A 25,894-nucleotide genomic window follows, 5' to 3' on the forward strand; every position below is an offset into this window, starting at 1 on the left:
AGCCCCGATAACTCGCCGATATCCGCAGACACCCGCACCACCCCCGGGAAGCACTACGCAGCAGCGTACGCCCGCAGGCTAAAACAACGGCATTGGGCCTAGGCCACGTCCGGTATCGGAAGCGGACGCTTCTCGATGGCCGCCGCCATCACCTCCGGGAACAGATCGGGCGTACAGGCGAAGGCCGGTGCGCCGAGCCCCGCGAGCGCGGCGGCGTGCTCCCGGTCGTACGCCGGTGCCCCCTCGTCCGACAACGCGAGCAGCGTCACGAACTGCACCCCGGACGCCTTCATCGCCGCGACCCGCTTCAGCATCTCGTTGCGGATGCCCCCTTCGTAGAGGTCGCTGATCAGCACGACGACCGTCTCGGCGGGCCGGGTGATCTGCGACTGGCAGTACGCCAGCGCCCGGTTGATGTCCGTACCGCCGCCGAGCTGGGTGCCGAAGAGGACGTCCACCGGGTCGTCGAGCTGGTCGGTGAGGTCGACCACCGCCGTGTCGAAGACGACCAGCCGGGTGCTGATCGACCGCATCGACGCCAGCACCGCCCCGAACACCGACGCGTACACCACGGACGCCGCCATCGACCCCGACTGGTCGATGCAGAGGATGACTTCCTTCTTCACGGACTGGGAGGCACGGCCGTATCCGATGAGCCGCTCCGGCACGATCGTGCGGTACTCGGGCAGATAGTGCTTGAGGTTGGCCGCGATCGTACGGTTCCAGTCGATGTCGTGGTGGCGGGGCCGGTTGATGCGGGCGCTGCGGTCCAGGGCGCCGGTGAGGGTCGCCCGGGTGCGGGTGGCGAGCCGCTTCTCCAGGTCCTCGACGACCTTGCGCACGACGGCGCGTGCCGTCTCCTTGGTCGTCTCCGGCATCGCCTTGTTGAGGGAGAGCAGCGTCCCGACGAGGTGCACGTCGGCCTCCACCGCCTCCAGCATCTCCGGCTCGAGGAGCAGCGTGGACAGCCCGAGCCGGTCGATCGCGTCCCGCTGCATGACCTGGACGACGGACGACGGGAAGTAGGTGCGGATGTCCCCGAGCCAGCGCGCCACGGACGGTGCCGACGCCCCGAGCCCCGCCGAACGGTCCTTGCCCGACTGGGGTTTGTCGCCCTTCCCGTACAACGCGCTGAGCGCGCCGTCCATCGCGGCGTCCGTCCCGGTCAGCCCGCATCCGATCCCGTCCGCGGTGTCGCCCCCGAGCACCATCCGCCACCGCCTGAGCCGCTCCCGCCCGGCGTCCACCACCTCGGCCGTCATGCCCCCACCTCCACAAGCCCGTCGTCCGTACGTCCCGTCGGCCCGGTGGCCTCGTCCAGCCCCAGCAGCAGCCGCACCACGGGCAGCACGGCGTCCGCCCGCGCGGCGTCCAGCTCCGCGCCGAAGCCGGGTGTCCCGGCGGTCCTGGCCACCGCGCGCTGCCGATGCCCGGGCGCGCGCCGCACCAGCTCGCCGAGCGTTCTGCGCACGCCCGGTTCGTACGCCGAGAACGTGCGCCGCAGCAGGGGCAGCACGTCCGTGAACGCCTCGGCCGACACGCTCGTCAGCCAGCCGTCGACCAGCCCGAGCAGCCGCTCGTCGTGCACGAGCAGCATCCCGCCGCCGCCTCCGCCGACGAACCCCTCGATCCACGCGGCGGCGTCCGGCGGCGGTGTCCCCGGGGACAGCGCGAGGCCCATCAGCCGCGCCGCGTCGCCCTGCTCCAGCTCGCCGTCGTCCAGCAGCAGCCGTACGGCCCGCCCCCGGATCACCCCCGGCACGGTGTCCCGCGCGGACAGCACCCGCAGCACCCCGTGCCACCGTCCGCGCAGTCCGGCGTGGCGCGGCGCGGAGGTCTGCGCCGCCTCCCCGAGCAGCCCCACCGCCCCGTGCACCGCGTCCACATGGCGCCGCATCTCCTCGGCGGCGTCCGCGTCGAGGGCGGCGCAGGCCGGGGGCAGCCCGACGAAGACCCGCTCGGCGAGACCGGCGGCGACCTCGGCGAGCGCACCGAGGTCCGTGCCCCGCACATCGCCGTACCGCAGGGAACGCACCAGCGCGGGCAGCGCCTGGGCGAGATGGCCCACGTCCGCGTCCAGGGCGGCACGGTCGGCGAGGATCCGCATCACCGCGGGCAGCGCCTGCGCCAGGTCGGCCAGCAGACAGCGCTCGGCGAGCGCGGTGACGTCGGCGAGGTGCTGCGCGGCGGTGGCGTCGGCCTCCGCCTTGGCGGTCGCGGCGGTGAGCACGGTCGTCCCCCACACCCCCGCCTCCGCGACCCGCACGGACAGCTCGGGCTCCCAGCGCAGCCGCCAGGTCTCCCGGAACGTGCCCGTGCTGCCGCGCGAGGACGCCGGTTCACCCCACCCGATGCCCAGCAGCCGCAGCCGGTGGAGCAGTCTGCTGCGCTCGCCGTCGGTCTCCTTGCGCAGGTCCAGCTCGAGTTCCCGCTCCAGCGCCTCCGGCTTGAGCCGCAGCCTGCGCTGCGACCGGGTCAGGTCCCGCTGCAGCGGCACCGCGGGCGCCGACGGCGGCACCTCCCCCAGCACGTCCCCGACGACCAGCCGGTCGTGCACGAGCCCCAGCGGCACGTCCGAGCCCTCGCACATCACCGCGCGCACGGCGTCCGTCATCTCGCTCAGGCCGGGCAGCGGGCGCCCGCGCATCGCGGCGAGCGTCTCGGCCAGCCGCACCGCCTCGATGACATGCGCCGAGGACACGATCCGGTCCTCCTCCCGCAGGAGCCCCGCCACCTTGGTCAGCCACCGTTCCACCGGCCGGTCCGGCGCGCCGAACAGATGTCCGTACCAGCCCGGCGAGTCGATGCCCGCGCCGTACCCGCTGGCCCGCGCCAGCCTGCGGTGCGTCCACGGCACCCAGGTCATGTCCGTCTTGACCTTGGGCAGCCCCTTCAGCAGCGCCCGGTCGGCGGCGACGGTGGTCTTCCGGCGCAGCGCGGGCACGTGCCAGGCCCCGCACACCACGGCCACGTCCTCGCCGAACTCGCGCTGCGCCGCCCGCATCTGGAGACGCATATGGGCCTCGCGCACCAGGTCACGGTCGTCACCCCCGCTGCCGTACGCCTCCCGCAGCGCCCCCATCGCCTCCTCCAGCACGGTGAACGGCGCGTACGCGTCCCCCGCGCCCAGGCCCCGGTGCTCGACGACGTCCTCCCACCAGCGCTCGGGGTCGTCGTACCCGGCTGTCTCGGCGAGCACGGCGAGCGGGTCCACGCGGACGTCGGCTCCTCCCGCGTCCTGGGCGTCGGCCTCATCCGCGTCGCCCGCGTCGCCGCCCGTCCGCTCCTCGGGCGCGTCGGGCGCGTCGGGCGCGTCGGGCATGTCTCCTCTCCCCCACGCCAGCGAATGGGCCGCCGGAAGGTCGATGAACCGGGCGGGCACGCCGTGCTCCAGGGCCCAGCGGATGGCGACCCACTCCGGGGAGAACTCGGCCAGCGGCCAGAACGCCGAGCGGCCGGGCTCGTCGACGGCGTGGGCGAGGAGGGCGACCGGGGGCCGCATCTCCTCGTCGGCGGCCAGCGGGATCAGCGCGTCGGCCTCGGGCGGGCCCTCGATCAGCACGACCCGGGGCCGCGCCGCCGCCAGCGCGGCCCGCACCGCCCGCGCCGAACCGGGCCCGTGGTGCCGTACGCCGAGCAGCAGCGGTCGCGCCGCGGTGCCGCCGCCCGCGCTCTCCTCAGCTCCGCTCACACCGTCCCCCTTTGGGTTTGGGCTTGGGCCAGCCCAGGTCGTCCCCTTCATGTGCCGTGCACAGCGCGCGGGTCATGCGCTCACCTCCCGGCAGGCCCGGTAGAAGTCCTTCCAGCCGTCGCGCTCACGGACGACCGCCTCCAGGTACTCCTGCCAGACGACGCGGTCCGCCGCCGGGTCACGGACGACGGCCCCGAGGATGCCCGCGGCGACATCGCCGGGCCGCAGCACGCCGTCACCGAAGTGGGCGGCCAGCGCGAGGCCGTTGGTGACGACGGAGATGGCCTCGGCGGTGGACAGCGTGCCGCTGGGCGACTTCACCTTCGTACGCCCGTCGGAGGTGACACCGTCGCGCAGCTCGCGGAAGACGGTGACGACCCGGCGGATCTCGTCGACGCCCTCGGGCACGGCGGGCAGGTCGAGGGAGCGGCCGATCTGGTCGACGCGCCGCGAGACGATGTCGACCTCCGCCTCCACGCTCTCCGGCAGCGGCAGCACCACCGTGTTGAAGCGGCGGCGCAGCGCGCTGGACAGGTCGTTGACACCGCGGTCGCGGTCGTTGGCGGTGGCGATCAGGTTGAAGCCGCGGACCGCCTGCACCTCCTGGCCCAGTTCCGGTATCGGCAGGGTCTTCTCCGACAGGATCGTGATCAGCGTGTCCTGCACATCGGCCGGGATCCGGGTCAGCTCCTCGACCCGGGCCGTCATCCCCTCGGCCATCGCCCGCATCACGGGGCTGGGCACGAGGGCGTCGCGGCTCGGGCCGTGGGCGAGCAGTTGCGCGTAGTTCCAGCCGTACCGGATCGCCTCCTCCGGTGTGCCCGCCGTGCCCTGCACCAGCAGGGTCGAGTCCCCGCTGACGGCGGCGGCCAGATGCTCCGACACCCAGGTCTTGGCGGTGCCGGGGACGCCGAGCAGCAGCAGGGCGCGGTCGGTGGCGAGCGTGGTGACGGCGACCTCGACGATACGGCGCGGGCCCACGTACTTCGGTGTGATCACCGTGCCGTCCGGCAGGGTGCCGCCGAGCAGATACGTCGCCACGGCCCACGGCGACATCTTCCAGCGGGCCGGGCGCGGACGGTCGTCCTGCGAGGCCAGCGCGGCGAGTTCGGCCGCGAAGGCGTCCTCGGCGTGCGGCCGCAACGCTTCGGCCCGCTCACTTTCCCGCGCTTGTACGGACGTCGGTTCAACGGACACAGACATGGCTGAGGCCCCCTCCAGCTCGGCCGGTTCGGATCTGGTGTCCACCGTGCACCATCCCACTGACAATCGCTCTGACCTGCGGCGATGCGCTGGCAGGGTCGATTGTCAGTGGGGGGATCTACCTTCGATGGCATGACTCAGCAGGGGGTGCGCTGGATTGCGGACCAGGTGCTGGCGCTGGCGCCTGACACCGCGTCACGCAAGGCGGGCAGCAAACTCGGAGCGGCCGGGCCGTGGTCCGAGGCGGGGAGTTCCGACGAGGGGACGGTATGGGGACAGTGCAAGGGCAGCGGCAGCAAGCCGTATCAGACGATCGTCGACATCGCGGACGCGTCCGGCCCCGCGTACAAGTGCAGTTGTCCGAGCCGGAAGTTCCCGTGCAAGCACGCGCTCGGGCTGCTGCTGCTCTGGGCCGGTGGCGAGGTCGCGGTGCCGGGTGCGCAGCAGCCGCCGGACTGGGCCGAGCAGTGGATAGCGGGGAGAAGGAAGCGGGCGGAGGACAAGCGGACCGCGGACGCCGGGGGTTCCGGGTCGGGGCCGGGTGATCCGGAGGCGGCGCGGCGCCGGGCCGAGCGCCGGGCGGCGCGGGTCACCGCGGGCGCCACGGAGCTGGAGCAGCGCCTTGCCGATCTGCTGCGCGGCGGTCTGGCCGCGGCGGAGCAGGCGGGATACGGGCTGTGGGAGGAGACCGCGGCCCGCATGGTCGACGCCCAGGCGTCCGGACTGGCGGCGCGGGTGCGGGAGTTGGGGGCGATACCCGGGTCCGGGCCGGGCTGGCCGGTGCGGCTGCTGGAGGAGTGCGCGCTGCTCCACCTCCTCGACCAGGGCTGGCTGCGGAGGGAGGGGCTGCCGGAGGAGCTGGCGGCGACGGTCCGCTCCCGGGTCGGCCTGCCCGCCTCGGCGGACGGACCGCCGCTGCGTGACCGCTGGCTGGTCCTCGCCCAGTACGACACCGCCGACAGCAAGCTGACCACCCGCCGTATCTGGCTGCACGGCGCCGACTCCGGCCGTACGGCGCTGCTCCTCTCCTACGGCGCGGCGGGCCGCGCCCCGGAGCTGGCGCTGCCGGTGGGGCTGGCGCTGGACGCGGAGGTGTCCTCCTATCCGGGCGCCGGGCAGGTCCGGGCGGCCCTGGGTGAGCAGTTCAGCCCGCCCGCGCCGGTGCCGATACGGCCCCCCGGGGTGTCGACGGCCGAGGCGGCGGCCCGTTACGGCGAGGCGCTGCGCGCCGACCCCTGGCTGGACTCCGTGCCGGTGACGCTGGACCGGGTCATACCGACGCCGGACGGCGAGTCCTGGCAGCTCGCGGACGCCGACGCGGACGCGGCGCTGCCGCTGACCCCTTCGGCGCGTTCCCGCCCCGGCCTGTGGCGGCTCGTCGCCCTCTCCGGGGGCGCCCCGGTCAAGGTCTTCGGCGAGTGCGGCCACCAGGGCTTCACCCCTCTGGCGGCCTGGCCCCAGGACGCGGGCGCGGCGGTCCCGCTGTGCTGACCGGCCCGCCGCCCAGGACACCCGACGCCCAGCGTCACCGCACCGACAGCCGAACCGGACGGAAAGGAACCCCGTGACCAGCACCTCCGCTCCCACGGACACGCCCGCCCCGGGCACCGCCTGGGAGGAACTCGTCACCACCGCGCTGCTCGGCACCGACCGGCGCACCCCGCCCGGCGCCCCGCCGGGCCGGGAGGCACCGCTGGCCCTGCTGGACGCGGCGGCCGTGGAGACCGTACGGCGGCGGGCCGGGCTGCGGCCCGCGCGGGCGGCGCGGCGTCCGGAACCGGCGCCGGAGGATTCCAGAAGCCCGCTGCCCGACGCCGCGGCCCGCAGGCTCGCGATGCTGCTCACCGACCGCCCCGGCGCGGGCGGCGGCGGCCGTCGGGGCACCGCGCCGGACTTGATGGAGCTGCTGCCGCAGTGGCTGGCGGCGGCCAACGCCCGTGGTTTCGCGGCCCCGCCGCAGTCGCTGCCCGCCCTGCTGGACGCGGCCCGGGGCCGTACGGACCTGCGGCCCGCGGCGCTGACGTTCGCGGGGCCGCGCGCCCTGTGGCTGGCCCGGTTCAACCCGGACTGGCGGTTCGCGCTGCGCTCGGCCCCCGGCGGGGGCGCGACGCTGCCGCATCTGGAGGACACCGGTCAGGTGGAACAGGTGTGGCAGGAGGGCCTGTTCGCCGAGCGGGTCGCGCTGCTCGCCGCGCTCCGCGCCCGTGAACCCGCCGCCGCGCGCGAGCTGCTGACGTCGACCTGGTCGACGGAGCGGGCCGAGGACCGGCTGATGTTCCTCGACTCGCTGCGCACCGGCCTCGGCCCCGACGACGAGCCGTTCCTGGAGCAGGCGCTCGCCGACCGCAGCCGGAACGTCCGCGCCACGGCGGCCGAGTTGCTGTCCGCGCTGCCCGGTTCGGCGCTGGCCGCGCGGATGGCGGTCCGGGCGGGGGCGTGTGTGGCCATCGATCACACGGGCGACGCCCCGGTCATAGCCGTTGAGGCGCCGCACGAGTGCGACGCGAGCATGGAGCGGGACGGTGTAGTGGCCAAAGCTCCGTCGGGACGGGGGGAACGGTCCTGGTGGCTTGGACAGTTGGTGGAGGCGGCCCCGCTCGGCAGCTGGCCGGGGCGGCTGGGCGGACGTACGCCCGAGGAGATCGTGGCGCTGCCGGTCGCGGACGACTGGCGGGGCGAACTGCACGCGGCGTGGTGCCGGGCCGCCGTGCGGCAGCGGAACGCCGAGTGGTCGCGGGCGCTGCTCGGCACACCCGCGGCGCCGGAGGCGGGCGGGCCCGGGGCGGTGTCGCTGGCCGAGCGGGCGAAGCTGCTCGGCACGCTCGGCGCCGGGGAACGGGCCGACTGGGTGGCCGGTTTCATCGCGACGCACGGACTGTCGGAGGCGTTCCAACTGCTCGGCGTCTGTGCGGTGCCGTGGTCCGGGCCGCTCGGGCGGTCGGTGGTCGACGCGCTCAACATCGCGCGGGACGCGGGGAGTTACCCATGGAGTTTCAGCGGAGTGATGGGGCTGGCCGAGCGCTGCCTCGACCCGTCCGAGGCGACCCGGCTGGACGGACTGCTGGCCGTCCCGGAGGAACCGGAGGACGCGTCACCGGGGGCCGGTGGGTACTGGGCGGAAGCGTTCCAGCGCCTGGTCACGACCCTGCGGCTGCGGGGGACGATGCTGGCGGAACTGGGAGCGCGGTAACGGCGGGTCACCGGGTGTGGACGGCACCCTGCCGACGCAGGGCACCGCACCCGTCCCGGCCACCGGAGCGGCTACGCCCCGGCGGGCTGACGCACGTTCGACCGGACCCAGTCCACGATCGAGGCCGTGGTCGCACCGGGGGTGAAGATCTCGGCGACGCCCTGTTCCTTCAGCGGAGGGATGTCCGCCTCGGGGATGATGCCGCCGCCGAAGACCAGGATGTCCTCGGCGTCGCGCTCCTTCAGCAGCGCGATCACGGCCGCGAAGAGCGTGTTGTGCGCACCGGAGAGGATGGACAGGCCGATCGCGTCGGCGTCCTCCTGGATCGCGGTGTCGACGATCTGCTCGGGAGTCTGGTGGAGCCCGGTGTAGATGACCTCCATACCGGCGTCCCGCAGCGCCCGTGCGATGACCTTTGCCCCGCGATCGTGGCCGTCGAGCCCCGGCTTGGCCACCACCACGCGGATCGGACCGGCTGCCACACCCATCACTGCCTCCATGAAGCGACTACATCCTCCGTACCGACAAGTACCGCACACATCGCGCATGCCGTACATGTGGCGCGTACCACTCATTCACGGCGGACGCCCCGCACCCCATCGGGCGGGGAAGTGAACGAACGTTATCCCCAGCATCCCGCAACCGGCAGTTTCACGGTGCGCAGGGAGGGGGAAATCACACGGTGGGACACATTCGCCGCGCACCGTTCCGAGCCCGCACGGCAGGAACACGCGCCACGGGAGCCGCTACGAGGTCGCCGCACCACCGGGCCGCAGGCCGCGCGCCGTGGTGGTGCGGCGCCTCGGCACAGTCGCCTTCGGCACAGTCATACGGGCCGGGCAGAGCCCGCGGCTTCCCATGAGGGCACACGGGGGACAGAGCCGTACTCCGGCGTGCCGACAGGAGGTCGGCCATGAAGGTCACCGGGCTGCCGCCCCTTGGTCTGCTCCCCCTCAACAGCCTGCTCCCCCTCAAGCTGCCGCTCTCCGCCTCCAGGCTGCTGCCCTCGAGACTGGCCGGACTCTCCATGGCCCTGCTGAAGGCGACGGCGCTGGAGATCGCCATCCTCGCGGGCCACCTCCTCCTCTACCCCTCCGGCATCGTCCAGGAGCGCAGGTCCGGGGACGCCGAGCCGTCCCCGTCGGGCGACACGAAACAGCTGCCGACCGAAGCCCGGCCCCCCGTCGTGCTGCTGCACGGCTTCATAGACAACCGCTCGGTCTTCGTCCTGCTGCGCCGCTCCCTCGCCCAGCACGGCAGGCAGCAGCTGGAGTCGCTCAACTACTCCCCGCTGACCTGCGACGTCCGCACCGCCGCCGCGCTGCTCGGACGGCACATAGAGGAGATCTGCCGACGCACGGGCAGCGACCGGGTCGACGTGGTGGGACACAGCCTGGGCGGCCTGATCGCGCGCTACTACGTCCAGCGGCTCGGCGGCGACACGCGCGTGCGCACCTTGGTCACGCTCGGCACGCCGCACTCGGGTACACGGGTTGTACCACTGGCGAACGCACACCCCGTTGTGCGCCAGATGCGCCCCGGTTCCCAGCTGATGGACGAGCTGTCCGGCCCCGCGCCGGGGTGCCGCACCCAGTTCGTCAGCTTCTGGAGCGATCTGGACCATCTGATGGACCCCCCGGAGGCGGCCCGTCTCGACCACCCCGACCTGCCCGCCGTAAACGTGCAGGTCACCGGCATCGGACATCTCGCCCTGCCCGTGCATCCGGCGGTGGCGGCCCGCATACGGCAGGCCCTAGACGACGCGCCCGCGACTCCGGCGGACTCCGGCACCGGCGCGGCGGCCACGGACGGTCTCACGGTGGCGTAGAAACGGGTCGCCGGACCGGCATGGACGGCGACCGATAGTCGAACACCCTTCGAACACAAAGCCAAGCCTGCGTCCAGGGACGCCAAAACACGGCCGAATGCCCGTTTCCTGCTGGCGGGAAACCTGCTGAAGATTGTCGTGCCCGCGTACCGCCGGGTACAGTCGCCGCACTGCTCTGGCAGCCCCTGTTGTCGAGGCGAAAGAGAAGTTGGTGAACGACCGTCACCCGTCGGGGATCATGACCTCCCCGGCTCCGGCTTCCGACGCCGCCTCCGCGCACTACGCGTCCTATGGCGGCCAGGAAGCCCAGTACGGTGACTTCACCACGTACAGCGACCACAACGCCACTGGTTTTGACGGTGGTTACGGCGCCACGGGCCACACCACCGCGACCTTCTCGGCCGACCCCCTCTTCGGCGCCCTCCCGGACTACAGCCAGGCCACCGGCGCGTACGACGCCACCCAGTGGGCCACCGGCAGCCATCAGACGCTGAACTACGACCCGTACGCGGCCCAGCACCAGGCCGCCTACGACACCGGCGCCTACGACACCACCACCTGGACGGGTGACCACCAGCAGCTCGGCGGCATCCCCCAGCAGACGACGGGCAACGACACCAGCGGCCAGTGGGACGCGAGCGCCTGGCTCCAGCCCGACCCGTCCGCCGCACCGGCCGCCGACCAGACCCAGCAGTGGGAGTGGGGCACCCAGGCCTTCGACACCGGTGCCTACGACGCCACGCAGTGGAACTCCGAAGGCACCGCCCACGACATGGCGCAGGGCCACGAGGACTTCCCTGATACCGGGGCGCCCGCCGCCCACCCGGAAACCGACCCCGACGACACCGAGTTGAGCCGCACCGGTGAACTGCCCGCCGTGGACACACCGGTGGAGCCGCTCCTCGACGACCAGGAAGAGGTCGCACCGGCCCCCGTCGGCCGGGCCGCCGCCCGCGCCTCCCGCTCCCGCCGCCGTCCCCCCGCCAAGCGCTCCGCGCTGCTGACGGTCGCCGTGCCCTCGGCGTGTGTCATGGGCGTGGCGGGAATCGCCGCCGCCTCGGTCAGCGGTTTCAGCGAGGACGACCAGGAGGCGCCCGCGACCGCCGCGGACGCGCAGCCGGTGAAACCGACCACCGCGAACGACAAACTGGGCACCCAGCTGGAGTCCCTCACCGCCGACGCGAACGACTTCGGCGACCGGGTCAGCCGCACCCAGGAGCGCATCGACCTCAAGGCGCAGCAGGAGGCCGAGCAGAAGCGGGCGGCGGCGGAGGCGGCGCGCAAGGAGCGGCTGCGCCCGAAGTTCGCCCTGCCTGTCGCGAACCACGGGCTGAGCGCCTACTTCGGCCAGGCGGGCATCAACTGGATGTCCGTGCACACCGGCATCGACTTCCCCGTCTCCTACGGCTCGACCGTGATGGCCGCGACCGACGGCACCGTGCGCACCGAGTACAACAGCGCCTACGGCAACATGATGATCGTGACCGCGATGGACGGCACGGAGACGTGGTACTGCCACCTCTCCAGCTACCAGGTCGCCTCCGGTACGACCGTCAAGGCGGGCGACCCGATCGCGTTCTCCGGCAACTCCGGCAACTCCACCGGCCCGCACCTGCACTTCGAGGTCCGGCCCGGCGGCGGTTCGGCGATCGACCCGCTGGCCTGGCTGCGCAGCCACGGGCTCGACCCGTCGTAGCGCGTCCGCCGTCACGCATCCGCCGTAACGTTCCGCTTCCGCTCGGTGAGCCCCCGGCCCTCGGTAAGCCCTCGGCCCTCGGTGAGCCCCCGGTGTGAGGGCTCACCCGACGGCTCGCGCTACAGCTTCTCCACCGGCGCGTACCGCAGCAGCAGCCGCTTGGCCTTGCCGTCGCCGAAGTCGATCGACGCCTCGGCCTTCTCGCCGGTGCCCTTCAACGCGACCACCGTGCCGAGCCCGAACTGGTCGTGGGTCACCCGGTCACCGACCGCGAGTGCGATCACCGGCTTCCTGTCGGTGGCGAACCCGGACGCCCCCGACGCCGAGGAACGCGACCTCGACGACGACAGGGAGGCGGCCACGCCCGAGACCGGACCCGCCGGGGCCCCGGAGGCGCCGGTCCGCTTCCAGTCGACGTGGTGGCCGGGGATCTCCTCCAGGAAGCGCGAGGGCGGGTTGTACTGCGGCTGCCCCCAGGCGCTGCGCATCGCCGACCGCGTGAGGTAGAGCCGCTCGCGCGCGCGGGTGATGCCGACGTAGGCGAGGCGGCGCTCCTCCTCCAGCTCCTTGGTCTGGCCGAGGGCGCGCATGTGCGGGAAGACGCCGTCCTCCATGCCGGTCAGGAAGACGACCGGGAATTCGAGGCCCTTGGCGGTGTGCAGGGTCATCAGGGTGATGACGCCGTCGCCGTCCTCCTCGTCGGGGATCTGGTCGGAGTCGGCGACCAGGGCGACCTGCTCCAGGAAGTCGGCCAGCGTGCCCGACTCGCCCTCCGCGCGCTCCTGCTCGAACTCCATGGCGACGGCGGCGAGTTCCTGGAGGTTCTCGATACGGGTCTCGTCCTGCGGGTCGGTGGAGTTCTGCAACTCGGCCAGATAGCCGGTGCGTTCGAGCACCGCCTCCAGGATGGTCGCGGGTCCCGCGCCGGACTCGACGATCGTACGGAGGTCCTCCATCAGCGTGTTGAACCGCTTGACGGCGTTGGTCGACCGGGCGGCCATGCCGTACGCCTCGTCGACGCGGCGCAGCGCCTGCGGGAAGCTGATCTTCTCGCGCTGGGCGAGCGCGTCGATCATGGCCTCGGCACGGTCGCCGATGCCGCGCTTGGGGACGTTGAGGATGCGGCGCAGCGGGACGGAGTCCTCGGGGTTGGCGAGCACCCGCAGGTAGGCGAGGACGTCCCGGACCTCCTTGCGCTCGTAGAAGCGGACGCCGCCGACGACCTTGTAGGGCAGGCCGACGCGGATGAAGACCTCTTCGAAGACACGGGACTGGGCGTTCGTACGGTAGAAGACGGCGACGTCCCCGGCCTTCGCCTCGCCCGCGTCGGTGAGGCGGTCTATCTCCTCGGCGACGAACTGCGCCTCGTCGTGCTCGGTGTCGGCGACATAGCCGGTGATGCGCGCTCCCGCGCCCGCGTTGGTCCACAGGTTCTTGGGGCGGCGGGACTCGTTGCGCTCGATCACGGCGTTGGCGACGGTGAGGATGGTCTGGGTGGAGCGGTAGTTCTGCTCCAGCAAAATCGTCGTCGCGTCCGGGTAGTCCTCCTCGAACTGGAGGATGTTGCGGATGGTCGCGCCGCGGAAGGCGTAGATCGACTGGTCGGCGTCACCGACCACGCACAGCTCGGCGGGCGGGATCTCGGCCTCGGGCGGCACGTCGACGGGGTGCTCCGAGGTGCCGACCAGCTCGCGCACCAGGGCGTACTGGGCGTGGTTGGTGTCCTGGTACTCGTCGACCAGGACGTGCCGGAAGCGGCGGCGGTAGTGCTCGGCGACGTCCGGGAAGGCGCGCAGCAGGTTGACCGTCGTCATGATCAGGTCGTCGAAGTCGAGGGCGTTGGCCTCGCGCAGCCGCGACTGGTACAGGGCGTAGGCCTGGGCGAGGGTCTTCTCGAAGCCGTCGGTGGCCTGGGCGGCGAAGTCCTCCTCGTCGATCAGCTCGTTCTTCAGGTTGCTGATCTTGGCGCTGAAGGACTTGGGCGGGAAGCGCTTGGGGTCGAGGTCCAGGTCACGGCAGACCAGGGCCATCAGACGCTTGGAGTCGGCGGCGTCGTAGATCGAGAAGGACGAGGTGAAGCCGAGCCGCTTGCTCTCCCGGCGCAGGATGCGCACACAGGCGCTGTGGAACGTCATCACCCACATCGCGCTCGCGCGCGGGCCGACGAGCTGCTCGACGCGCTCCTTCATCTCGCCCGCGGCCTTGTTGGTGAAGGTGATCGCGAGGATCTGCCCGGGGTGCACATCCCGGTCGGCGAGCAGATAGGCGATGCGGTGGGTGAGCACCCGGGTCTTGCCGGAACCGGCTCCGGCGACGATGAGCAGGGGGGAACCGGCGTGCACGACGGCGGCGCGCTGGTTGTCGTTCAGCCCGTCCAGGAGCGCGGCGGAGTCCAGGACGGGGCGCGGGGCGCCGTCGCGGTAGTAGGCCTCCCGGTCCGGGGGCGCGTCGAACTTCCCGCCGAACAGATCGTCCGGAATCGGCTCCGGAACGTGATCGTCCTCGGGCGGCGGCGGGGGCTCGTCCGCGGGGCCGCGCTGGGCCTGGAGGTCCGCCAGGAAGCTGTCGTCAAAGAGGCTGCTCATCGCTCTCCGAGTCTAGGGTGCCGCACTGACAACCGGAGGCCGGATGCCCATCACGGGACCGCCGGTCCGCCACCACGCTCCGTGATGCCGGGCCCTGGCGCCCGTATCGGCAACGGACGAGCGCTCACCGGAATTCCGTCACGGTCCATTCCAGGCCGGACACGGTGAGCGACGCTCCGGATAAGGTCACGAAAATGTATCGGGCATATCACCCACCAACCTTCACAGCCGCCACACGAGTTGGCTACGGTGCCCAGCGGGCCGTACGACCCCCACCGGCGAACGTCGCCGGGCCGCGCGGCCTCCGCCGAGTCCGGCGTGCCCGAGTGGCACCCGCCGGAGCCGGGGACCCACAGACCCCCCGGGGTGAATCGGCCCACTCCTCTCGTGGGAGCGGCCGTAGGGCAACCCTTCCGAACCACCCGCCCGAACCCGACAGCTAACCCGGTAGGCGGCGCATGGAAGGAGTCGCCTCCTTGGCGTCGCACCGCAAGTCGCGTCCCGCGGGCGGCCGCATGGCCGGTATACGGACCCCCGCCCTGGCCACCGCCGCCCTCACCTCCGTCGCCCTGCTCTCGCAGACGGCCAACGCCGCCCCCTCGGACGACGACCGGCCGAGCCTCGAGGAGGTCGAGAAGAAGGTCGACGACCTCTACCGCCAGGCGGAGTCGGCGACCGAGAAGTACAACGCGGCCAAGGAGAAGACCGCGAAGCAGCGCAAGCGCGTCGACACCCTCCTCGACGACGTGGCCCAGCGCACCCAGAAGCTCAACGACGCGCGCGAGGAACTGGGTTCCTACGCCGCCGCCCAGTACCGCACCGGCGCCGCCGCCCCCGACACCGCCACCTTCCTGCTCGCGGACTCACCGCAGGACTACTTCGACCAGACCCAGCTCATGGGGCGGCTCACCAGCACCCAGAAGTCGGCGGTCGACGACTACTTCGCCGAGCAGACGGCGACGATGGAGAAGCGGGAGGAGGCCACCGAGAGCCTCGCGACGCTCAACGAGTCGCAGAGCGACCTGCGGACGGCCAAGTCCACCGTCCAGAAGAAGCTCGCCGACGCGCGCGACCTGCTGTCGGAGCTGACCGCCGAGGAGAAGGCCCGCCTCGCGGCGATCGAGAAGAAGAAGCAGGAGGAGGCCGAGCGCAAGGCGGCGGAGCTGGCCCGCCAGCAGGCGGAGGAGCAGCAGCGCCTGGCGGACGAGGCCGCCGCGGCGGCGCGGGAGCAGGAGGAGACCGGCACCTCCGACGGCTCGGACGCCTCCGGCTCCACGGGCTCCACCGGCTCCACCGACACCGGCGGCTCGACGGACACCTCGGCCGACTCCTCGTACGCCACCAAGGCCGAGAAGGCGCTCGCCTTCGCCCGCGCCCAGATCGGCAAGCCGTACGTCTGGGGCGCCACCGGCCCCGACTCCTACGACTGCTCCGGCCTGACCATGGGCGCCTGGAAGGCCGCCGGGGTCACCCTCCCGCGCACCACCTACGACCAGGTCAACGCGGGCACGACGGTCCCCCTGTCCAGCGCCCTCCCCGGCGACCTGGTCTTCTTCTACGACGACGTCACCCACGTCGGCATCTACATCGGCAACGGCATGATGATCCACGCCCCGAAGCCCGGCACGTACGTGCGCGAGGAGTCGATCTACTACGACGGCGAGTCGTCGATCCACAGCGTGGTGCGGCCCGCCTGACGCGGAGGGCGGCCCAGGGGACCCTGCCGCACGGAGGCGACCCCTGGGCCCGGCTCTCAGGTCCAGAGCACCGCGATGAAGATGTTGGTCATGGTCAGCAGGCCGACCAGACCGAACAGGCCCTTGTCCACCTTCTCGTCGTCCCGCTTCACATAGACGAGTCCGAGGATCACGATCAGCAGGGCCAGCTTCACACCGATCTTGATGTTGTCGACGGTCCGGTCGTCGGCCTGGTTCAGGCCGACCAGGACCACACCCGTGACCAGCATCGTCAGGGCACCGTGCAGCATCGCGGGGACAAAGCGGGCGGTGCCCTGGCCCATCGCCTTCATCTGGGTGAGGAAGCCGCCGAGCAGCGCGGCGATACCGATGATGTGCAGGCCGACGAAGATGTGGATGAGTACGTCCATGGGGCCGGAGCCTAGCCACGGCCCGGGCGCCCTCCGACACCGCCCCACCCCGTCCGCCCTCCTGGCATCCCTTGCATATATGCGCGCATAGCAGCCGCTCCGTCGCCCCGGCCCCGGAATCCCCACATCGGTCACCGCACTGCGTGAAGTCGACGGCCCGCCCCGGGGACGGCGGTCATCTCCGGTCACCCCGCGGTCCGCTCACGTCACTTCCGCACAACCCGTCACCGCCCCGACGGACCCGGGTTTAGCGTCCTCCACCAGGTGACCGGCTCGCCATCGCCGCCCGGGCCAGGGGCGGCCGTCGGTCACCCCCGCCGAGGAGGTCCGGCGGCGGTCCGCTCCCCCTGTGCGGGCCGCCGCCGGACGCGTCCCCCCGCGTCTCGCGGCCGTAGGAAAGGATGGGCAGCCCTGGTGGCAGCGCACCGCAAGCCCCGACCACGTCCGGCAGGCGGCACCACGGCCCGTACGGCCGCCACCATCGCCCTGGCGGGCGCGGCCACCGCGACGGCCTTCGACGGCACCTCACACGCCGAGCCGAACCTCACCCCGACGCAGGTCACGGCGAAGGTGGACAGGCTCTACCAGGAGGCCGAGGCCGCCACCGACCAGTACAACGGCGCCAAGGAGAAGGCCGACGCCGCCGAGGACCGGCTGGCGGAGCTGCGCGACGAGGCGGCCCGCAAGGAGGAGCGGCTCAACTCGGCGCGCGAGGCGCTCGGTTCGGCCGCGGCGGCGCAGTACCGCACCGGCGGAGTCGACCCCGCGCTCCAGTTGGCCCTCTCCGACGACCCCGACCGCTACCTGGAAGGCGCCGCGCTCGCCGAACGCGCCGGGCACCGGCAGGACACCGCCGTCACCCGCGTCCGCGGGCAACTGCGCGAGATCGAGCAACTGCGCGGCGCCGCCCGCGTCGAACTCGCCTCCCTGAAGTCCCGCCAGGCCGAGCTGAAACAGCACCGGAAGACGATCACCGGCAAGCTGGACAGGGCCCAGCGACTGCTCGACCGGCTGACGTCCGAACAGCGCGCCCGCGTCACCTCCGACGACGGCTCCGCCCGCGCCTCCCGCACCGCCACCGCCCGGGACGGCCTCCAGCCCTCCACCACCGCCCCCGACTCCCGCACCGCCACCGCCCTCTCCTACGCCCACCAGGCCCTCGGCAGCCCCTATGTCTGGGGCGCCACCGGCCCGGACGCCTTCGACTGCTCCGGCCTCACCCAGGCCGCCTACCGCGCCGCCGGTGTCTCCCTGCCCCGCACCACCTACGCCCAGATCGACGCCGGACGCCGCGTCGCCCGCTCCGAACTCCTCCCCGGCGACCTCGTCTTCTTCTACTCCGGCATCAGCCACGTCGGCCTCTACATCGGAGGCGGCCAGATGATCCACGCCCCGAACCCGTCGTCCCCGGTGCGGGTGGCGCCGATCAGCGAGATGCCGTTCGCGGGGGCGACTCGGGTGGTGTGAGCCGTCCCGCTCGGGGCGAACGCGTCCGTCAGACCAGCCGCCGCGCTGTCGCCCACCGCGTCAGCTCATGCCGGTTCGACAGCTGGAGCTTGCGCAGGACCGCCGAGACATGGGACTCGACCGTCTTCACGGAGATGTAGAGCTGCTTGGCGATCTCCTTGTAGGCGTAGCCGCGGGCGATGAGGCGGAGCACCTCGCGCTCGCGCTGGGTGAGGCGGTCCAGGTCCTCGTCGACCGGCGGGGCGTCGGTGGAGGCGAAGGCGTCCAGGACGAAACCGGCGAGCCTCGGGGAGAACACCGCGTCGCCCTCCTGGACCCGGAAGACCGAGTCGACCAGGTCGGTGCCGGTGATCGTCTTGGTGACATAGCCGCGGGCGCCGCCCCGGATCACCCCGATCACGTCCTCCGCGGCGTCCGAGACGGACAGCGCGAGGAAGCGGACCGGCTGCTCGGTGTCCGCCATCAACGCGGCACAGCGGCGCAGGACTTCGACCCCGCCGCCGCCGGGCAGGTGTACGTCGAGGAGGACCACCTCGGGGCGGGTCGCCGTGATGACGGTGACCGCCTGGTCGACGTCGGCGGCCTCGCCGACCACCTCGACGCCGGTCTGCTCGGTCTGGCCGATCTCGGCCTGCACGCCGGTGCGGAACATCCGGTGGTCGTCGACGAGCACCACCCGCACCCGGCGCCCGGGGGCACCGCCGCCCGCGGGCTGTGCGGACTCGGGCGTCTCCGCCGCTCCCGCCGTGCCGTTCGTCTCCGAAGGGTCGCTCATGACGTCTTCTCCGCCCTCTCCATCTCCAGCTCGACCTCCGTGCCGCCGTCCGGCACCGCGCGCAGCCGCGCAGTACCGCCGTTGCGCTCCATGCGGCCGATGATCGATTCTCTGACGCCCATGCGGTCGGCGGGTATCGAGTCGAGGTCGAAGCCGGGGCCGCGGTCCCGGACGGACACGAAGACCGTCTTCCCCTCGACCTCGGCGTAGACCTGGACGGCGCCGCCCTCGCCACCGTACTTGGCGGCGTTCACCATTGCTTCGCGCGCGGCCTGCATCTGGGCGGCGATCTTCTCGTCGAGGGGGCAGTCGCCCACGACGACGACCTCCAGCGGGACGCCGTGCTTGTCCTCCACCTCGGCGGCGTTGCGCCGTACCGCCTCGGCCAGCGTGGTCGGCTCGTCCTCCTCGTCCTTGCCGGTGCCCTCGGGTTTGTACAGCCAGGTGCGCAGGTCGCGCTCCTGGGCGCGGGCGAGGCGGCGCACCTCGCCGGGGTTGTCGGCGTTGCGCTGTATCAGCGTCAGCGTGTGCAGCACCGAGTCATGGACATGGGCGGCGACCTCGGCGCGCTCCTGGGCGCGGATGCGCATCAGGCGCTCCTCGGAGAGGTCCTGCGTCATCCGGACGAGATAGGGACCGGCGAGGAGGGTGATCCCGACGAGGACGGCGAGGGCGGCCTGGAGGACCGAGCCGAGGTGGGCGGCGGAGCCCTGCAGCACGAAGATGCCGGTGACACCGGCCGTGACCAGCAGGACTCCCGCCACCGCGCGCAGCAGGGTGAGCGTGCGCCTGCGGCGGCCGACCTCGACCCAGCGGGCCCGGCGGGCGTTGTCCGCCTGGCGCCAGACCAGGGCGACGCCCGCGCCGACCAGGACGGTGGGCCAGAGATAGGCCTGCGCTCCGGTGCCGAGGTTCACATTGCCCACGAAGATCATGGCCACGACGACCATGAGGAGCAGCGCGACCAGCTGGCCCCGGTCCGGCTTGCGGGTGACGAGTCTGCGGCGCCCGTCGGGTGAGGTCTCGGTGTGGACCAGGGACGGGGGCCGCTGGGCCTCGACGCCGCCGACGCCCAGCGGGACGAAGAACCAGAACGCGGCGTACAGCAGGGCGCCGAGGCCGTCGGCCATGAACAGGCCGACGAAGACCAGACGCACCCAGATCACGGGCAGCCCGAGATGCCCGGCGAGCCCCCGCGCCACACCACCGAGCCAGCGACCGTCGCTGCTGCGGTAGAGCTTGCGCGGCGGCCGCGGTGACATGACTGGCGCTGCTGCGGCTTCCGGCATGCCAACGATGGTCACACGGCGGGCAGGCCCGGGCATCAGGGTCGGCCCCCGAGACTCCCCTGATCTTCGGGGGCCGTGGGCACCGCCCGGCCTCGAACGCTTCCCCCGCACCGGCTCAGGGGCGATTTCAGGGTTCGGCCAGGGTCGTACCGACTGCCGCCGGGGCGGCTCGCCCGTCACCATGGACTCATGACTGATCACCAGCACGCCGCGGACGCCGTGCCCGAGGCGGGGCCTCCGTCCGACGCGGCAGCCGCGGCCGCCGCGGGTGAGGAACCGCGCGCGCACGAGCGCGCCCGCACGGAACGAACATCGCCGGGCCCAGGCGGCACACCGGGCCCGGGTGGCGCGCCCGGCCCAAGCGGCACATCGGACCCGGGCGGCGCACCCGACCCCCGCGGCACCGCCGCCGAGGCCGACATGATCGACGCCTTCCGCAAGTTCCGCCGCGAGCGGCCCCACAAGATGCTGGCCGGGGTCTGCTCGGGGCTCGGGCGGCGCTGCGACATGGACCCGGTGATCTTCCGGATCACGCTCGCCGTGCTCTCCGCGACCGGCGGCATCGGCCTCATCTTCTACGGCTTCGCCTGGCTGTTCGTCCCGTACGAGGACGAGGAGGAGAACGAGGTGCGCAAGCTCCTCACCGGCCGTGTGGACGGCCAGGCGCTCGCGGCCGTGCTGTTCGCGCTGGTCGGCTGCGGGGTCTTCCTGTCGATGCTGCACAACGGCGGCGTGCTGACCTTCGCCGTCGTCCTCTCCCTCCTGCTGGCGGGCGCCGGGTACTGGTCACAGCACCGCGACGCCCCGGACGCCGATCCGCTGGCCGCGCAGGCCGCCGCCGACGCCCCGCCCGAGCCACAGGCGCCACCGGTTCCGGCCGCCCACTCGTCCTGGTGGCGCGGCCCGATCGTCAAGGACGGCACCCATGTCGGCGGCACCGGCTATCTCTGGGGACCGCCGGACTCCCGGGACCGCGACATGGCGGCGGCCGTCAACATCGCCCGCGGCACCAGCGGCGCCCCCTGGGCTCCCGTGGGCTTCCCGCGCCCCCAGCCCCCGAAGCCACGGGGCCCTCGCGGCACGGGCGGCTGGATCGTCCTGCTCGCCCTGCTCACGGGCGCCCTCGGCACCGCTCTGACATGGGAGGAGCACCCGCTCGGCACCAGCCTGCAGACCGGGCTGTCCGGCATGCTGATCGTGCTCGGCCTGGGCGTGGCCCTCAGCGCCTTCCTGGGGCGCACGGGAGCGGGCTCCATATTCCTGGCGATCATCACGGCGGGCCTGCTCGGCGTCGCCGCCGCCCTGCCGAAGGACATCAGCACGCAGTGGATCAGCACGACATGGGAGCCCACCGCGGTGTCAGAGGTACGGCCGAAGTACGAACTCGGCACCGGCGTCGGCACGCTGGACCTGTCCGGCCTCGACCTGCCCAAGGGCCGGACGCTGACCACCGGCGGCGAGGTCGGTCTGGGCCGACTGTGGGTGATCGTGCCGAAGGACGCGACCGTGAAGGTGACCATCGAGGTCGGGGTGGGTGACATCCAGTTGCCCGGAGAGAAGCGGCAGGACGTGGATGTGCAGCCGGGCAGGTATCAGGAGACGACCCTGAAGCCGCCCAGGGGAGCAGGGGACGAGGGCGGCACGATCGACCTCGATCTCGAGGTCGGTATGGGACAGGTGGAGGTGAGCCGTGCTGCGTCATGAGTTCCAGCCCGGGCGGCTGGTCGCGGGCTTCTTCCTCACCGTCGCGGGGGTCATCTACGCCGGTGACGCGGGCGACGCGTGGGAGACGCCGTGGTTCGTGGTGATCCCGGTCGTGGTGGGCGGCCTCTGTCTGGCAGGCGTCGCGGGGATGGTGGGCCGGGGGATACGCCGAAACCGACAGGCGGGCCACTCGGACAGACCGGGCGGCCGACCGGGCCCTGGCTCGCCCTCACCGGAACCCGAGCCGCACCCCCGGAGCTGACCGGCCCGACCACCCGGCCCCACACCATCCCGCCCCACTCGCCTCAGCCGTGCGCCCCCACCCGCCGCTGCCGCCGCCCCCGCCACACGGCGTCCAGCGACAGCATCGGCGCACCGGCGAGGACGAGAGGCAGCCAGGCCATCAGGTAGGCGAGATCATTGCCGTAGTAGTAGGGATCGGACGCCCAGCTGACGGTGAGCCACAGGCTGAGGGAGATCAGCGCGCCGCCGAGGGCGGCGAGGCGGGCGAGGAGACCGAGGAGGGTGCCGATGCCGACGGCGAGTTCACCGAAGGCGATGGCGTAGCCGAAGCCGACGGGGCTCTCCAGGGCGAGGTCGACCAGGGCCGGGATGGCGGAGGAGTCACGGACCCCGCGCATCAGGTCGCCGATCGAGCCCGCGCCGGAGTCCTTCATGAAGGCGCTGTCGGTGAGCTTGTCCAGACCGGCGTAGATGAAGGTGACGCCGAGGAAGATCCGGAGGGGGAGGAGGGCATAGCGGGTGGCGGTGTCCCGCCAGTTGCCGTCGCCGTTGAGACGCGAGGTATGTGGATCCGTAGGGAACCCATGTGTCATCGCTGCCGCCGCCTCTCCACCAAAGACCGTACGAACGACCATACGCACGGCGGGGAGATACCGCTCAGCCCTCGTCCAACGAGTTACCGGGACCCGCACTCACCCCGGCGGTCCCTGGTGACTCACTCCGTCACACCGATCGTGCGGACTCGCGCCGTCGCACTGATCGTGTGGATTCGCCCCGTCGCATGGATCCTGTCGACTCACCCCGTCGCATCGATCCTGTCGACTCACTCCGTCACATCGATCGCATACGCCCCTGTCTCCACCCCGGCCGCGGTCACCACCCGTACCTCCACCTTGCCCGGCTCCACATCCACCGGTACGGGGACGGTGAGCAGGTTGTCCGTGGGGTTGCTGAAGCCGCCGGAGACGGGGACCAGGGGGACATGGACGTGGACGGCGCCGACGCGGACCACCATCCGCGACAGGCGGTCCGCGGTTCCGGCGCCGGGTGGTACGAAACCGGCGCCGCGGATCTCGATGTCCTCGCCGGTGCGGATCGGCGCGTCCAGGTCGCCCGCCTCGCGGGCGCGCACCACGGAGAGGATCACCGGGCGCCCGCCGTCGGCGTACTTCCCGGCGAAGTAGGTCGCGGCGGACACCAGCATCACCACCGCCAGGCCCCAGGGCAGGTCGGGCAGTTGGTCGGGGCGGCGGGCCAGCCGTACCGCCGCGAACAGCAGGGCGACGGCGCTGATCGCGACGTACTGGATGTCGCCGAAGGTGCCGCGCCCGGAGTCGTCGGTCAGCAGGTCGGCGGCGCGTGGGCGGTGGGCCCGCACCTTCTGGAGCCGCTGCCCGAGCACCCGTACCCCGACGACCCGCCGCACCACGACCGCGATCGCGCAGACCACGGCGAGCACGGTCACCATGCCCGCGCCGCGGGCGAGTTCGAGCCCCGAGATCAGGGTGTCGCGCTCGGCGGGCCCGGAGGCCGCGGCGAGCCGTCCCACGAGCACCAGAACGGAGTACACCACGAACAGCACCCACACGGCGGCCACCGCACGGGAGGTGGACAGGCGGTTGTCCTCACCGATGACGGGCGCCAGCGCGCCGCCGCGCGCCCGGTGGTACCAGGAGGCCGCGGTGAGCGTGGCGGCCAGCAGCAGCGCGGCGGCGAGTCCGGCGGTGCGGGCGGCCGTCCAGCCCGACCCGATCGCGGTGAGCGCCTGTCCCAGCAGCAGGAGGACGACGCCCGCCCACACCGTGCAGGCCGTGCGGCGCCACAGCCCCGCCAGCCATGCCTCGCCCTCGGCCCGGCCGCGCTCGGCGACGAGCTGGGCGGACTGGGTCAGTTCGTCCGAGACCCACTGGCGGGAGGCTGCGGCGGAGTGCGCCACCGCGGCGGGCAGCCCGTGCCCGGCCGCGAACTCGTCCCGCCGCAGCAGGAACGCGGCGACCGCCCGCCGGTGGCCTTCCCGTGCCCCGTGCGGGCAGTCCCCGCACGTGCAGCCTCCTCCATGGGCAGCACCGCGCGCGTCCGTCTCCACGCCCTGTCTGGCCTCCTGCACCGCCACGCCCCGCAACCGCCTTCCCCGCCGGCCGAACCACACCGCAACTCCGATGCGACGACAGCGAATTGTGCCCTACGCCACGTCCGCCACGCCCGGCAGGTGGGGCCATCGGGGGCTCATGAGAGTGAAGGCGCGACCGCCGTGTTGACCCGGCTGCGAGAATCTCCGTATGGCCGAGATCATCCAGCGTGACGGGACCTGGGCCTTCGACGGTACGACGATCAGGATCACGCCAGGGCTGCACCGGTCCGTGCCGCTGTTCCGGCAGACGTACGGGGAGATCGCCGTGCCGCTGGAAGCCGTGTCCGACATCGTCTTCGAACCCGAGCGCAAGCGCGGGCGGCTCCGGCTGCGGCTGCGCGAGGGCGCCGACCCGCTGCTCCAGGCGACCGGCGGCAGACTGCCGGACCCGGCCGACCCCTACCGGCTGGTGGTGAACGTGGACCGGTCCGGGGTCGCCGAGTACGTGGCCGAGGAGATCCGTCGCGCGCTCCTTCTCGACCAGGTCCCCAAGGACCCCACCAAGACCTTCCTGCTGCCCGGCCCACCGGTGCCGGTGTCGGTCCGCTCCTCCGACGGCACGGTGTCCTTCGACGGTATCCAGGTGCGTATCGACTGGAGCGACACCTCCGACCGGGTCAAGCGCGCGACCGGCCCGCGGATCCTCGCCCTCGGCGATCTGGTGCAGGTCGAGTGGCTGCCCAACACCGGCTACGAGAACGGCTTCCTGCGGTTCGTGACGCGCGAAACGGCGTATTCGAAGCTGCCGCCCGAGAAGGACCCCTACGCCCTGGACCTGTGGGGCAGTGCCCGCCGCGATCTGCTCACCGCCCTGGTCGCCACCGCGGTCACCGCCCGGTTGCCGCACCCCTCCACCCGTACCGGCGCTCCCCTGGCCCGCCTCCCGCACCAGCCGACGGCCGCGCTCCCGGCGGCGGGATCGGTGGGCGACCACCACGACGTACTGCTGCGCCGACTGCGCGAGCTGGGCGAGCTGCACCGGGACGGGGTGCTCACGGACGAGGAGTTCGCCCGCACCAAGGCGGCGGTGCTGCGGGACTTCTGAACCCTTGCGAAAGGGTGGCTCAGCTCAGCAGATCCGGCTCGCTGCGGCTGATGTCCTGCCACAGCGGCTGGTAGTTGATCCAGGCCACCAGGTCGCCGCCGAGCTGTTCCCGGGTGGCGACGGCCTGCTTGTGGTCGATGAGGACGGGGCGGCCCGCGGCGCGGGCGGTGAGCTGCACCTGGCAGGACCGTTCCATGGACAGGAACCACCAGGCCGCCGCGTCCACCGAGCCGCCGACCGTCAGCAGCCCGTGGTTGCGCAGCACCAGCGCCTTGCCCGAGCCGAGCGCGGCGGCGATACGGCGGCCCTCCCCGGCGTCGACGGTGACGCCGCTGTAGGAGTCGTAGAGGGCGTGGTCCTCGTAGAAGGCGCAGCTCTCCTGGGTGATCGGGTCGAGCAGCTCACCGAGGGCGGACAGGGCACGGCCGTGCGGGGAGTGGCAGTGGGCGACGGCGACGACGTCCGGGCGCGCGGCGTGCACCTGGGCGTGCACGGTGAAGGCGGCCTGGTTGACGTGGTAGTTGCCGTCGATCACCTGGCCGTCCTGGTTGGCCAGCACCAGGTCGCTCACGGTGACGTGCTTGAAGGGCAGCCCGAAGGGGTTGACCCAGAAGCAGTCGGAGAACTCCGGGTCGCGGGCCGTGATGTGCCCGGACACCCCGTCCTCGAGGCCGGACCGCCCGAAGAGGCGCAGCGCGCCCGCGAGGCGTTCCTTGCGGTGGCGTCGTTCGTCCTCGACCGAGTCGTGCCTCGGCGGCATGGCGAACCGCAGCCGGTCGGTGGGTAGGGGTTGCGGGGGTTTGGGCCCGAGCATGGGTCCTCCGGCGCTGGGTTCCGTCACGGGCGGGAAGTTACCGTCGGTCAGGCGAGGATGACAGGGGCACGCGGGCATTCGGCGCGCGTCACTTGACACGGGTACCCGATACCTGACAGCGGATGT

20 protein-coding genes and 1 riboswitch are annotated in these 25,894 nt (G+C 72.6%); of the genes, 9 read left to right on the top strand and 11 right to left on the bottom strand.

The features are described from left to right. Positions 1-98: 98 nt before the first annotated feature. Genes ACFVQG_RS34450 through ACFVQG_RS34460 form a run of 3 tightly spaced genes read right to left on the bottom strand, consistent with a single transcriptional unit; the run spans position 99 to position 4,894 of the window. Positions 99-1,262 carry a VWA domain-containing protein gene (locus ACFVQG_RS34450; RefSeq protein WP_383391353.1) on the bottom strand — a complete coding sequence of 388 codons (1,164 nt, stop codon included), beginning with the start codon at positions 1,260-1,262 and terminating at the stop codon, positions 99-101. Then, positions 1,259-3,742 carry a DUF5682 family protein gene (locus ACFVQG_RS34455; protein WP_383391356.1) on the bottom strand — a complete coding sequence of 828 codons (2,484 nt, stop codon included), beginning with the start codon at positions 3,740-3,742 and terminating at the stop codon, positions 1,259-1,261. Before ACFVQG_RS34455 ends, ACFVQG_RS34450 begins: the two co-directional genes overlap by 4 nt. A gap of 21 nt (positions 3,743-3,763) precedes the next feature. Further along, positions 3,764-4,894, bottom strand: a complete 1,131-nt coding sequence (locus tag ACFVQG_RS34460; RefSeq protein WP_383391358.1) for an AAA family ATPase — start codon at positions 4,892-4,894, stop codon at positions 3,764-3,766. Between the two features lie 132 nt (positions 4,895-5,026). Between ACFVQG_RS34460 and ACFVQG_RS34465 the strand changes: the two genes are divergently transcribed. Together ACFVQG_RS34465 and ACFVQG_RS34470 are read left to right on the top strand one after the other, a co-directional pair. Further along, entirely contained in the window at positions 5,027-6,385 is a 1,359-nt protein-coding gene (locus tag ACFVQG_RS34465) for an SWIM zinc finger family protein (RefSeq protein WP_383391361.1), read from the top strand. A gap of 73 nt (positions 6,386-6,458) precedes the next feature. Then, positions 6,459-8,084, top strand: a complete 1,626-nt coding sequence (locus tag ACFVQG_RS34470) for a DUF5691 domain-containing protein (RefSeq protein ID WP_383391363.1) — start codon at positions 6,459-6,461, stop codon at positions 8,082-8,084. Positions 8,085-8,155: 71 nt separating this feature from the next. On the opposite strand, the gene ACFVQG_RS34475 is transcribed toward ACFVQG_RS34470, so the two are convergent. Beyond that, a complete protein-coding gene (locus ACFVQG_RS34475) occupies positions 8,156-8,572 on the bottom strand; it encodes a cobalamin B12-binding domain-containing protein (RefSeq protein ID WP_383391365.1) in 417 nt (138 codons plus the stop codon). A gap of 425 nt (positions 8,573-8,997) precedes the next feature. Between ACFVQG_RS34475 and ACFVQG_RS34480 the strand changes: the two genes are divergently transcribed. Next, positions 8,998-9,912 (top strand): esterase/lipase family protein, encoded by a 915-nt coding sequence (locus ACFVQG_RS34480; protein ID WP_383391367.1) that lies wholly within the window; start codon positions 8,998-9,000, stop codon positions 9,910-9,912. Between the two features lie 211 nt (positions 9,913-10,123). Then, positions 10,124-11,608 carry a M23 family metallopeptidase gene (locus ACFVQG_RS34485; RefSeq protein WP_383391369.1) on the top strand — a complete coding sequence of 495 codons (1,485 nt, stop codon included), beginning with the start codon at positions 10,124-10,126 and terminating at the stop codon, positions 11,606-11,608. A gap of 119 nt (positions 11,609-11,727) precedes the next feature. Here the strand turns inward: ACFVQG_RS34485 and pcrA are convergent, their stop codons facing one another. Then, the gene (gene pcrA / locus ACFVQG_RS34490; protein WP_383391372.1) at positions 11,728-14,193 is read right to left on the bottom strand and encodes a DNA helicase PcrA; all 2,466 of its coding nucleotides are present in this window, start codon (positions 14,191-14,193) and stop codon (positions 11,728-11,730) included. 324 nt (positions 14,194-14,517) lie between these two features. After that, a riboswitch (cyclic di-AMP (ydaO/yuaA leader) is annotated at positions 14,518-14,662 on the top strand. Between the two features lie 7 nt (positions 14,663-14,669). Here pcrA and ACFVQG_RS34495 point away from each other — a divergent pair. Then, on the top strand, positions 14,670-15,890 hold the full coding sequence (locus tag ACFVQG_RS34495; protein ID WP_383391377.1) for an NlpC/P60 family protein: 1,221 nt from the start codon (positions 14,670-14,672) through the stop codon (positions 15,888-15,890). A gap of 56 nt (positions 15,891-15,946) precedes the next feature. On the opposite strand, the gene ACFVQG_RS34500 is transcribed toward ACFVQG_RS34495, so the two are convergent. Then, on the bottom strand, positions 15,947-16,300 hold the full coding sequence (locus ACFVQG_RS34500; RefSeq protein ID WP_383391379.1) for a hypothetical protein: 354 nt from the start codon (positions 16,298-16,300) through the stop codon (positions 15,947-15,949). A 414-nt stretch (positions 16,301-16,714) separates the two neighbouring features. Here ACFVQG_RS34500 and ACFVQG_RS34505 point away from each other — a divergent pair, with 414 nt between their 5' ends. Then, complete coding sequence (locus ACFVQG_RS34505) at positions 16,715-17,767, top strand: NlpC/P60 family protein (protein ID WP_383391385.1); 1,053 nt, start codon at positions 16,715-16,717, stop codon at positions 17,765-17,767. Positions 17,768-17,795: 28 nt separating this feature from the next. On the opposite strand, the gene ACFVQG_RS34510 is transcribed toward ACFVQG_RS34505, so the two are convergent. After that, a complete protein-coding gene (locus ACFVQG_RS34510) occupies positions 17,796-18,542 on the bottom strand; it encodes a LuxR C-terminal-related transcriptional regulator (protein WP_383391388.1) in 747 nt (248 codons plus the stop codon). Next, entirely contained in the window at positions 18,539-19,831 is a 1,293-nt protein-coding gene (locus tag ACFVQG_RS34515; RefSeq protein ID WP_383391391.1) for a PspC domain-containing protein, read from the bottom strand. Before ACFVQG_RS34515 ends, ACFVQG_RS34510 begins: the two co-directional genes overlap by 4 nt. Positions 19,832-20,020: 189 nt before the next feature. Between ACFVQG_RS34515 and ACFVQG_RS34520 the strand changes: the two genes are divergently transcribed. Beyond that, positions 20,021-21,535: a PspC domain-containing protein gene (locus tag ACFVQG_RS34520; RefSeq protein WP_383391394.1), complete on the top strand. Its 1,515-nt coding sequence runs from the start codon at positions 20,021-20,023 to the stop codon at positions 21,533-21,535. After that, positions 21,522-21,797, top strand: coding sequence for a hypothetical protein (locus tag ACFVQG_RS34525; RefSeq protein ID WP_383391397.1), 276 nt, complete (start codon positions 21,522-21,524; stop codon positions 21,795-21,797). Before ACFVQG_RS34520 ends, ACFVQG_RS34525 begins: the two co-directional genes overlap by 14 nt. 43 nt (positions 21,798-21,840) lie before the next feature. Here ACFVQG_RS34525 and ACFVQG_RS34530 read toward each other — a convergent pair whose 3' ends face one another. Both ACFVQG_RS34530 and ACFVQG_RS34535 read right to left on the bottom strand, forming a co-directional pair. After that, a complete protein-coding gene (locus ACFVQG_RS34530; RefSeq protein ID WP_383391399.1) occupies positions 21,841-22,371 on the bottom strand; it encodes a DoxX family membrane protein in 531 nt (176 codons plus the stop codon). Between the two features lie 230 nt (positions 22,372-22,601). Continuing rightward, positions 22,602-23,891 carry a hypothetical protein gene (locus ACFVQG_RS34535; protein ID WP_383391402.1) on the bottom strand — a complete coding sequence of 430 codons (1,290 nt, stop codon included), beginning with the start codon at positions 23,889-23,891 and terminating at the stop codon, positions 22,602-22,604. Between the two features lie 166 nt (positions 23,892-24,057). Here ACFVQG_RS34535 and ACFVQG_RS34540 point away from each other — a divergent pair, with 166 nt between their 5' ends. Further along, complete coding sequence (locus ACFVQG_RS34540; RefSeq protein WP_383391405.1) at positions 24,058-24,954, top strand: DUF4429 domain-containing protein; 897 nt, start codon at positions 24,058-24,060, stop codon at positions 24,952-24,954. Between the two features lie 19 nt (positions 24,955-24,973). Here ACFVQG_RS34540 and ACFVQG_RS34545 read toward each other — a convergent pair whose 3' ends face one another. After that, a complete protein-coding gene (locus ACFVQG_RS34545; protein ID WP_383391770.1) occupies positions 24,974-25,768 on the bottom strand; it encodes a class II aldolase/adducin family protein in 795 nt (264 codons plus the stop codon). Positions 25,769-25,894: the final 126 nt, after the last annotated feature.

Source organism: Streptomyces sp. NPDC057877 (assembly GCF_042796855.1).
GTDB lineage: Bacteria > Actinomycetota > Actinomycetes > Streptomycetales > Streptomycetaceae > Streptomyces.

What these genes read in the sequence shown, in the direction of transcription:
- ACFVQG_RS34450 (WP_383391353.1), bottom strand. Translation starts at nt 1,262, where the DNA reads ATGACGGCCGAGGTGGTGGACGCCGGGCGGGAGCGGCTCAGGCGGTGG.
- ACFVQG_RS34455 (WP_383391356.1), bottom strand. Translation starts at nt 3,742, where the DNA reads ATGAAGGGGACGACCTGGGCTGGCCCAAGCCCAAACCCAAAGGGGGAC.
- ACFVQG_RS34460 (WP_383391358.1), bottom strand. Translation starts at nt 4,894, where the DNA reads ATGTCTGTGTCCGTTGAACCGACGTCCGTACAAGCGCGGGAAAGTGAG.
- ACFVQG_RS34465 (WP_383391361.1), top strand. Translation starts at nt 5,027, where the DNA reads ATGACTCAGCAGGGGGTGCGCTGGATTGCGGACCAGGTGCTGGCGCTG.
- ACFVQG_RS34475 (WP_383391365.1), bottom strand. Translation starts at nt 8,572, where the DNA reads ATGGGTGTGGCAGCCGGTCCGATCCGCGTGGTGGTGGCCAAGCCGGGG.
- ACFVQG_RS34480 (WP_383391367.1), top strand. Translation starts at nt 8,998, where the DNA reads ATGAAGGTCACCGGGCTGCCGCCCCTTGGTCTGCTCCCCCTCAACAGC.
- pcrA (WP_383391372.1), bottom strand. Translation starts at nt 14,193, where the DNA reads ATGAGCAGCCTCTTTGACGACAGCTTCCTGGCGGACCTCCAGGCCCAG.
- ACFVQG_RS34500 (WP_383391379.1), bottom strand. Translation starts at nt 16,300, where the DNA reads ATGGACGTACTCATCCACATCTTCGTCGGCCTGCACATCATCGGTATC.
- ACFVQG_RS34510 (WP_383391388.1), bottom strand. Translation starts at nt 18,542, where the DNA reads ATGAGCGACCCTTCGGAGACGAACGGCACGGCGGGAGCGGCGGAGACG.
- ACFVQG_RS34515 (WP_383391391.1), bottom strand. Translation starts at nt 19,831, where the DNA reads ATGCCGGAAGCCGCAGCAGCGCCAGTCATGTCACCGCGGCCGCCGCGC.
- ACFVQG_RS34520 (WP_383391394.1), top strand. Translation starts at nt 20,021, where the DNA reads ATGACTGATCACCAGCACGCCGCGGACGCCGTGCCCGAGGCGGGGCCT.
- ACFVQG_RS34530 (WP_383391399.1), bottom strand. Translation starts at nt 22,371, where the DNA reads ATGACACATGGGTTCCCTACGGATCCACATACCTCGCGTCTCAACGGC.
- ACFVQG_RS34540 (WP_383391405.1), top strand. Translation starts at nt 24,058, where the DNA reads ATGGCCGAGATCATCCAGCGTGACGGGACCTGGGCCTTCGACGGTACG.
- ACFVQG_RS34545 (WP_383391770.1), bottom strand. Translation starts at nt 25,768, where the DNA reads ATGCTCGGGCCCAAACCCCCGCAACCCCTACCCACCGACCGGCTGCGG.